This is a genomic window from Candidatus Ozemobacteraceae bacterium (assembly GCA_035373905.1).
GTDB lineage: Bacteria > Muiribacteriota > Ozemobacteria > Ozemobacterales > Ozemobacteraceae > MWAR01.
In genome coordinates this window covers 20,666-30,005 of the sequence record DAOSOK010000051.1, presented here as the reverse complement: position 1 = coordinate 30,005, position 9,340 = coordinate 20,666, and the positions used below count along the sequence as shown (strand labels likewise).

General features: G+C 60.6%; 7 protein-coding genes. All 7 read right to left on the bottom strand.

Going from position 1 to position 9,340, the window contains the following annotated elements; genetic code table 11:
• Positions 1-133: 133 nt before the first annotated feature.
• The 7 genes from PLU72_18530 to PLU72_18500 all read right to left on the bottom strand — a co-directional run bounded on the left by PLU72_18530 (position 134) and on the right by PLU72_18500 (position 9,323).
• Positions 134-3,538: a carboxypeptidase regulatory-like domain-containing protein gene (locus tag PLU72_18530; protein HOT30181.1), complete on the bottom strand. Its 3,405-nt coding sequence runs from the start codon at positions 3,536-3,538 to the stop codon at positions 134-136.
• Between the two features lie 49 nt (positions 3,539-3,587).
• Positions 3,588-4,283, bottom strand: coding sequence for a carboxypeptidase-like regulatory domain-containing protein (locus PLU72_18525; protein ID HOT30180.1), 696 nt, complete (start codon positions 4,281-4,283; stop codon positions 3,588-3,590).
• A gap of 409 nt (positions 4,284-4,692) precedes the next feature.
• Positions 4,693-5,829: a Holliday junction branch migration DNA helicase RuvB gene (ruvB, locus tag PLU72_18520; GenBank protein HOT30179.1), complete on the bottom strand. Its 1,137-nt coding sequence runs from the start codon at positions 5,827-5,829 to the stop codon at positions 4,693-4,695.
• A 4-nt stretch (positions 5,830-5,833) separates the two neighbouring features.
• Positions 5,834-6,457: a Holliday junction branch migration protein RuvA gene (ruvA, locus tag PLU72_18515; protein ID HOT30178.1), complete on the bottom strand. Its 624-nt coding sequence runs from the start codon at positions 6,455-6,457 to the stop codon at positions 5,834-5,836.
• A 107-nt stretch (positions 6,458-6,564) separates the two neighbouring features.
• The gene (locus tag PLU72_18510) at positions 6,565-7,326 is read right to left on the bottom strand and encodes a YebC/PmpR family DNA-binding transcriptional regulator (GenBank protein HOT30177.1); all 762 of its coding nucleotides are present in this window, start codon (positions 7,324-7,326) and stop codon (positions 6,565-6,567) included.
• A gap of 135 nt (positions 7,327-7,461) precedes the next feature.
• A complete protein-coding gene (locus tag PLU72_18505) occupies positions 7,462-8,382 on the bottom strand; it encodes a radical SAM protein (protein ID HOT30176.1) in 921 nt (306 codons plus the stop codon).
• Between the two features lie 299 nt (positions 8,383-8,681).
• A complete protein-coding gene (locus PLU72_18500) occupies positions 8,682-9,323 on the bottom strand; it encodes a cyclodeaminase/cyclohydrolase family protein (protein ID HOT30175.1) in 642 nt (213 codons plus the stop codon).
• Positions 9,324-9,340 lie beyond the last annotated feature (17 nt).

The following is a 9,340-nucleotide window of genomic DNA, read 5'->3' as shown; positions in this document are numbered from 1 at the left end:
GTCCACTTTTTCAAGTTGTCGTGAAAAGTACGCAAGATTCGGATGAACCAGAAAAGATATCTTTTCAAATAGAAATGTCGCATCGACGAAAAGCCGCGGACCCGGGTGGGCCCGCGGCTCTTGGCGGTTCAGGTCAGAAATCAGCGTCGAACCGGATCGCGGTCAGGTTGGGGTTCGTGTAACTCAGAACGAAAACCTTTCGTGTGACCGGGTCATAGTAGGTTTCGCCCGCGTTTACGCCGATGGTGTAACTGCGAAGCGGGGTGTTGTCCGGCGCAAACGCCTGCACGCGATTCCCCTGGGCACTCCAGCGGTTTGCCTTGTTGTCGAGAATGAACCTGGTGTCGACGTCATACGTGCCTGCGATGCTCGAGACGTACTGCCCGTCCAGCGTGGGCTTGAATTCATATCCTGTGTAGCCGGAAAAGCTTGTATAGGCATAGAAACTTCCGCTCGGCTCCCGCAGAAGCTTGACGAGCGTACTGCCTGACGTCCCGTAACGTATTTGCCCGGACAATGTTGTCGTCGAGGGATAGTAGGCTCGGAAATAACTGTAGTTGTCGCTCATGTTCTGATATGAATACCCGACGACAACCCCGTCGGATGTTCCGTCGGAACTTACCTGACATTGGAGGTTCGACGGACTCATCAGGAAGGGCAGGGGGGTTTCACGCACGGCGCTCATGGTGGTGGAGTTCAGTTCCGTCATCGTTGCAATGCCGCCGAAGGTTGTCCGGGCGCAATAGACCCTCGATGTCAGAGGACTGTATGCTATGGCGATTTCGCTGCTGTCCCAGGCGTTAAAGACGAAGGCAGAGCCGGAAAGTGCGATCGGGTCGTAAATGCGCACCGAATAACTGCCTGCATTGTTTTCGACCACATACAGATTCTGGCCCCCATACAGGATAGCGACGGCAGTTGCTAACGGAGCAACTTTGGTGATATTTCCGTTCACGGTATTCACGCGGAAAATCTTATGGATCTGATCGGCGTCGTCGGTGCCGGCGAAGTAAACGCAGCCGCTGCCGACGGCCACTCCCTGGGGCATCCCCATATACAATGGAATATTATATGTGTTGGATGCCGGGGGGAGGATTGCCTGGGTCATGATGTTGGGAACGGTTGTCGGAGCGCTCAACAGCCTGTCGGCGACGCTGTAGACGGAAATGTCGTAGGCGGTGCCGGGCTTCAGACCGGTGAACGAAGCGACCGATTCGGAGGTTTTCACGACCTGGAGCGGAACCCCCTGGCCGGCACGGTAGATGCGCGCTTCATACAGGCTGATACCGTTCTGCGGCGCCCAGTTCGTCTCGATCGCCTGGGTGGTGCTTACGGCGACGAGCCCCGTAACCGGCTTCGGTTCGATGGCGATGGCGCTCGGATACGTTGTCTGAAGAATCTCGACGTTCGGCACGACGACGCGAAGCGCGTAGTAGCCGCCGCGGATCGTGGAAAGGTCTCCATTCAGGTTCGGTGCCGTCAAACCGGTCGGAATCTGCTGCCAGGGTTCCTGACCGAGATGGGAAAGCTCGATGCGGCAGTCCGCGGTGAAGCTGGCGCCGAACACGGTGATCTGATTTGTCGTCGTCGCTATGGAATCGATTCTCGGTTTGATGTCGATCGTCGGATAGATCTGCGGCGCGATCTTCGGGGTGTTCGCAACGATGACGATCGGCGCGTGAGGTGCGAGGTCATACCCGGTGGTTCGTTCGAGCTTCATGACATACGAATCGGCCGGCAGTTCGCGGACGAGGAGGCTGTGAGACAGCCCGCCGGCGACCGGGAAGGTCGAAACCTCCCGATTGTTCGCGGGAGTGGTTTGCGAGACCAGGGTCACACGGAGCTGGTTCATGAACGCGACCGGCGTGGTGATCGTCGCGACGAGTCTTCCATAGCCGCCGAAACCCGGGTTCGGTATCAGGTTGAACTGGCCGTTGTTGACGGCAGGAATTCCTGCCGTAGCGGTTGCGACGGGGTTCGAGGGGGAGAAGATGTATTCCGCATCGGCGCAATACAGGGAATAGGTTCCGACCGGAACGCCGATGAACGCGAAATTGCCGTCGGCATCCGCGATCGCGGACATCTCGAAATATCCGGGCAGGCCTCGGGTGCCGGTGGCGATGCGGAGAGGAATCACGTCGTTGAAATCGTCCTCGGCGTCGACGAACTGGGTGCGGACGACGCGGCCGGTCAGGCCGCCCAGGCGCTTCGCCGTCGCGGCCGGAACGAGCTGGAAGGCGGGAGCGGAGGTGAGATCGTTGATGGGGGCGCGCACCTCGCGCAGGATGGGGCCTCCGGCGAGCACGTAGTTCGGATCGGCGCAGAACAGCGTGTAGGTGCCGATCGGGATGTTCGTGAAGAGGAAGGAGCCCTGCTCGTCGCTCTGCACGTTGAAGACGATCTTGTCGGCAGAGGTGGTGCCGGTTGCAAGGCCCAGAAGCACGGCGTGCGTTTCCTGATCGAGACTCAGGAAGCTTTGCTTCTGAACGCGGCCGCTCAGACGCCCGAGAACCGATGACTGGATCCGGGGAGCAAGGGTGACCTGGGCTGCCTCGGTGACGGTATTGGGGGCAACCGTCACATCGATGAAGGACGACGAAGGAACGTAATTGGGCGCAACGAACCTGAGCTGATACACGTTGTTCGGGGAAACGGCGGGCAGGTTGAAAAACCGGTAGACGCCGTACTGGTTCGTTTCGGTCATGTTGATGAACATGCCGTTCTGCAGCAGATACACCAGGGTGCCCGAATGACTCTGGGCATCGCCGGGAATGAACAGAGAGCGGGTTGCCGTGCCGACGATGTTCCCGAGCGCGACGGGCTTCGTCAGAACGAGCGGCAACGTGAGTGCCGGGCTGCCCGTCGTCGAATCCGCCACGGCCTCGATCGTGATCGGCTGTGAAAGAACGGCACCGCTGAAATTGGCCATCAGCTGGAAGGGCGTTCCTGTCGGCACGTAGGAAATCTTGAAGTTGCCGGCGCTGTCGGTGACGGAGCTGAACGACGTGCCGAGAAGATACACGTGGCCGCCGGTCAGATCCGTGACGCCGCTGACGGATATCGTTCCTGCTATATCACTTGTGGGCTGGAGCGACGCGTCCTTCGTGGTGACCGCGCCGTTCACCGAAGATAAAACGAGTTTCGTGAGCGCCGCCCGCTCGGTCGCCGACTTCTGAGCCATCAGCGTGTATTCGCCCTCCGGCACGCCGTCGAACCGGTAGACGCCGTTGGCGTCGGTCGTCGTGGTCCGTTCGGTCGCGGACGATTCGGGAAGCAGCGATCCGCGCACCGAGGCGTTCGCCGTATACTGCTCGGTCAGGCCGGCTATTTCCGCCTCGTCGGCCCGGTAGAGGTAGACGCTGACGCCTGCCTGGGGAACGCTGTTGAACAGTACCCTCCCGGTGAGGGAAACGAGCCGGGCTTCTCCGGTGGGCGCGACGGGGTTGCCGCCACCGCCTCCTCCGCCCCCTCCACACCCGATGAGAACGACCGACACGAGGACGAAAAGAACCGCCGGGAGAATGAAACACCGCTTCATAATTTTTTCGACTCCTTCAAAAACAAGAAAAACATCATGCGTTCTCTTTTCAATTGACGACGACGTTGGTGATGGTCAGCGACTCGTAGCCGCCGCCCGTGAACACGAGCGTATATGTGCCGGGATAGAGCCCGGAAAACGCGTAATATCCCTTCTCGTCCGTCACCGTCTCCGCGATCTTTGTCTGGCCCTGGAAAAGGGAAACGTTCGCGCCCTGGAGGCGGACGTCGGGATTGTTCTTTTCGCTGACGTAGCCTTCGATGCCGTTATTGGTGACGACGATGACGGGCGGAAGCTCGAGAATCATGTCGCTCAGATACCACCAGCCCTCGTCGAGGGCCATGATGAAGGTGATGTATGCCGTTGTTGCCTCGGGATCGGATGAATTGAAGCCAACCGAGGTCGACGTCCGGACTTCGGCGCGGGTGGAGGATGGCCGGGTGATGCTCACGACGAGGAAATTCCACTCGTTGCCGCTGAGATCGCGGAATCGGAGGGAATCCGAGGCCGTCGGGGCTGGTTCCGCCTGGAAGACGACGCGCGGGGGGGCCGAAGGATTCATGGCGATATACGGCGCCGAGGCGCCGTTCTTCCAGCTTGCGAGCAGTTCGCGCACGGCGGCTTCAGGGGGCTGTTCACGCGGAGCGCTCGTAGAGCCGCCGCCCCCGCCGCACCCCGTGAGGATGAACGCGAACGCGAGAAGCAGAAACACGACGGCAGAGCGGGAAAAAACGTATTTACCCATGATTCCTCCACATGAACAAACCGCATCGCGGCAGTTCGTATAAACCGACTTAGCGGAACCATGCTAGCAGATGCCGGCCTCCTTCTGCAAGATTCTTCCGCGTTTCAGAATCGTAGCCGACAAGCTGATGGCGTCAGAGATTTTCAAGAACAAACGGCGTGAAATTTCTGCGAAGCGTCCTGACTTCTCAGGCACGCGAGAAAGACGCGGAATACCCATTCGGTCGCGGTGCGAAATGTTGCTGATGATACGCTACAACTCGTCTCTCAACGAACACAACAATCACTTGCATGCTCGATGCCGTTCGTGCTGAGCCTGTCGAAGCACGAGTGCTCTCGCCCTTCGACAAGCTCAGGGCGAACGGGGCGCGCTGCAGGTTTCGATAGAGCGTGTGAGAACGCTCAAAACGTCATATTTTGCCGGGTGAGTCGTCGAACAGCCGGAGCTGCTGATCGGCCGGCGTCTCGGCCGGCGGCTTGAGCCCCATATACTCCCAGGCATGGCGGGTGGCGACGCGGCCCCTGTTGGTGCGGGCGAGAAACCCGATCTGGATCAGGAACGATTCGTACACGTCATACAGGGTGTCGGGCTCTTCGCCGACGGAGACGGCCAGCGTGTCGAGGCTCACCGGGCCGCCGTCGAACCGGCGGAGGAGCACTTCGAGTATACGCCTGTCTACATAATCCAGACCGAGCCGATCGACCTTGAGAAGGGCCATGCCACGGGCGACCGTGTCCGTGTCGATCGTCGGCTGCTTTTCGACCTGGGCGAAATCGCGCATCCGCTTGAACAGACGAATCGCGACGCGCGGCGTGCCGCGGGCGCGCTTCGCGATCTCGACGGCCGCTGCATCGTCGACGGGGTAGGAGAGTCGCTTCGAAACGGTATGAAGAAGGGCCGTCAGTTCCTCTGTTGAATAGTAGTCGATACGTGACACCACGCCGAACCGCCCCCTGAGCGGCGCGGCGACGTCGCCTTCTCGCGTCGTGGCGCCCACCAGCGTGAACGGCTGGACTTTCAGGCGCAGGCTTCGCGCCGTCGGTCCTTTGCCGACCAGCACGTCGAAATGGTAATCCTCCATGGCGGGATACAGGACCTCTTCGACCGTCTTGCTGAGCCGGTGAATCTCGTCGATGAACAGCACGTCGCCCGCGCGCAGGCCCGTCAGCAGCGCGGCGACGTCGCCGGCGCGGGTCAGCACGGGGCCCGACGTGATGCGGATCTGCACGCCCATCTCGGCGGCGATCACGTTGGCGAGCGTGGTCTTTCCCAGACCCGGCGGGCCGAGGAGAAGCGTGTGATCGAGCGGTTCGCCGCGCTGCCTGGCGGCGGAGATGAAAACTCTGAGCTTTTCGACGATCTCGCGCTGTCCGACGAACTCGTCGAACTTCTTCGGCCGCAGGGTCGGCAGGATGACATCGTCTTCGGCGATCGGTTTCGGCGTCAGGACAGACGGCTCGGCGGGTTCCGCCCCGATCGGCTCTTCATCCGGAAACGGCGTATCCGGCGGAAGGAGCGATTCGGGGTGTTTCGTGCGCTTGCGCATGGCTTCAGGCGAAGAATCTCAGCACGGCTTCGACGACGGTCTGCAGATCGGCATCCGGCGGAAGGGTTGCCGAAACGTCGCGGATCGCTCGTTCGATCTCCTTGCCGGTATATCCGAGATTCTCGAGGGCGTCGCGCGCATCGCGCTCGCAGGCGAGCTTTCCGGCGGCCGCCGTCTGCCCGGCGGCCGCGCGCGCCAGTGCGGCCTCGCTGCTTCCGATGCCGAGCTTCGCGACGTTTTCCTTCAGCTCGATGACGAGCCGCGACGCGAGTTTCTGCCCGACGCCCTTCAGCGACGTCAGGCTCCGCACGTCCTCGCTCATGATCATTTCGACGAGCTTGTCGACCGATGCGGCGGACATGATGTTCACAGCCAGCTTCGGGCCGATCTTGTTCACGCGGGTCAGGAGCCGGAAAAACGCCCGCTCGTCTTCCGACGCGAAGCCGAACAGCTGCGGCCCTTCCTCGCGCCAGTGAAGATGGCACTGGAGCGTCACGGTTTCGCCGGGCTCGGCAAGCGCTTTCGACGTCGTGAACGGCACCAGGACCTCGAACGCGAGGCCGTTCCAGTCGACGACGGCCTTGTGCGGAAACTTCGAAACCAGCTTCCCCCGCAACGTTTCAATCATGCTGACCTTCCACAGATGTTGGTTTGCCGTGCGACATGGACAGGGACGGAGAAAAAACGAGCGGGTCTTCCTTGCGGAAAACCCGCGCCGTTCGTTTCAATGCCTGTTTACTCGGCGGCCGCGGCCTCGAGGTCGGCGTCGGCGATGTCGCCGTTGTGGTAGACGTTCTGCACGTCGTCATGCTCTTCGAACTGGTCGATGAGCTTCATGACTTTGGGAACGTCGGCACTCGCGACCTTGACGGTCGTCTTCGGGATCATCGAAACCTGGGCTTCGCTGATCTTGAGCCCCTTCTCTTCGAGCTTCGGCCGGATGTCGAGGAAGGACGCGGGGTTGCAATAGATCTCGAACCCGTCGCCGACGTCCTTGAGGTCGTCGCATCCGGTGTCGAGAACGATCTCCATCAGGCTGTCCTCGGTGGCTTTCGGGTTCTCTTCCTTCGAGATGAAGAAGAAACCCTTGTTCTCGAACATGAAGGAGACGCAACCGGGGGTGCCCATGTTGCCGCCGCCCTTGCTGAAGATCTTCTGCACTTCGGCGACCGTGCGGTTCTTGTTGTCGGTGAGGGTGCGGACGAGAACGGCGATTCCACCGGGGGCGTAGCCCTCATAGGTGATTTCTTCGTAGCTCACACCTTCCAGTTCACCCGTGCCCTTTTTCACGGCTCGGTCGACATTATCGCGGGGCATGTTGGCATCCTTCGCGCTCTGGATGGCAGCCCGAAGCTTCGGGTTGCTGTCCGGATCGCCGCCGCCGTTGCGCGCCGCAATGGTGATTTCCTTGATGATCTTGGTGAAGAGGCGCCCGCGGATTGCGTCCAGCTTGCCCTTTACGTGCTTCACCTTGGCCCATTTATTATGACCAGACATTCAAGCCTCCTGAAAGGTAGAGAACTTCAGAGTAGAAACTCGCGCGGAAAGTATACACCCACCTCCGTATCCCCGCAACAGAAAACAATATATAAATACCGCCCTCGTCATCCTTCAATCTTCACGTTTCACTTTTCAGGCCCCGCCGTGTTCTTCCGGATCTTGGGCGAGAACGTTTTCAAAACCCAGACGTTCGACGGTCTCGATCGCTTCAAGATACTCATCGTGGGTGATTTCTCGGTCAAGCGGTGGAACGTCGTGAGATGTGAACGCCGGGAAAAACTGGCACATGAGACTGATATGAACGCCGGTTCCGAGCTCGGATTTCAGCCACTCGAACGAGGCTTTCGTTCCGGAAAGGCGCTCCGGGAGCACGAGGTGGCGGATGATCATGCCGGCTGTCGCGAGTCCGTCGTCATCGAGTTCCAGGTTTCCGCCGTCCGTCATTCGGAACATCGCCTTCAGCGCCGCTCGGTTATGCCCGACGTAGTCGGCGCAGCGGGAGAGTTTCAGGGCGACCTCGTTGTCGGCGTATTTGATGTCCGGAAGCCAGATGTCCACAAGCCCATCGAGCAGTTCGAGCACTTCGAGGCTTTCGTAGCCTGACGTGTTGTAGACGATGGGCAGGGGAGGCGTCGTCTCGCGTGCCCGAAGAATGCCTTCGAGCAGGTGCGGGGCGAAATGTGCCGGGGTGACCAGATTGAAATTGTGGACGCCGCGCCGTGCGAGCAGCGTCAGAATCTTCACGAGCCTTTCGGGCGGAATCTCCTCGCCGTTGTGAAGCTGGGAAAAGGGAAAGTTCTGGCAGAACAGGCACCCCAGCGTACAGTGCGACGTGAACAGGGTGCCCGAGCCGCGTGTGCCCGAGATCGGCGGCTCCTCCCCGTGGTGCGCGTTCCATGACGCGAGTTTCAGCACGGGGCCCGCGCCGCAGAACCCCGTTTCCCCGGAACGCCTTCGAGCCCCGCACTCGCGCGGACAGAGGCGACAGGGATCCATCAGAGAATACAGCTTCTCGACGCGGGCCATACCCGCGTCGAAGCTCATTCGCGGCATGTATTTCATTCGCTATTGAAATCGTGCCGGTCGGACCGGCAAGCCTGCTCTGCCGCAGCAGGGGGCTCGCCCACGCCCATGGTCACAAGCATTTCTACTCGTCGCACAAGGATCACGACGATCTATCTGCATATTCGATACCCTCCGTTCCCGTTCGTGCTGAAGTATCGAAGCACGGGAGGAAAAGGGGGACGTGTTACAGATCTCAGTCGCATCGCAACTGCGACCGTTCGGATGTGATGCGGCACAATATATTGAATGTACTAATAGCGAGTGAAATTTTCGTGACGAGCTTCCGGTCAGTTCGTCGCGTCAAGACCCGAATGAACGCGATCCCGCACCGACTCCATCAGCCGGCGGCCCTCGTCGAGCCAGGCGCGGAGTTTCCCGCGGACATCCGCTTCATACACCGGGTCGCCGGTGCCGCCGCAATTGATCTTCGCATTCAGGGCGGCGCCCTCGAGGGCCGCGTATGCCTGGAGAGCCGCGCAGGCCCAGTCGGTGATCGCGTTCTGGTTGACTTTCCCGACCGATGCGTCGAGCGAGCGCAGCAGGACGATCGCCTCTTCGCAGATGGCGAGGGGCGCTTCGTTGGCCGTCTTGCTTGCCTTCTGCATGGCGAGTTTGCGGGCGGCTTTGTCGGCGTCGGTTTCTTTCGGCAGCGCCATGGCCGCCAGCATCGCGTCGCACCCTGCGATGTCGCGTTCGACGCAGGCCAGGAGGGCTTCCTGGTGCTTCTTCATGACGCTCTTCAGCGCCGTGTTGTCGGCGTCGAACTCGGCGTATTTCTTCTTCCCGCAGGTGAGCAGGAGCACCATGTGCCCGAGCGACGCGGCAAGGGCCCCTGAGACGGCGGAGACGCAGCCGCCGCCGGGGGCGAATGAGTCGGATGCGACGTCGTCGCAGAAGGCGCGCAGGGGTTTCGACAACATGCGGTCCATGGAAGGGCTCCTTGATA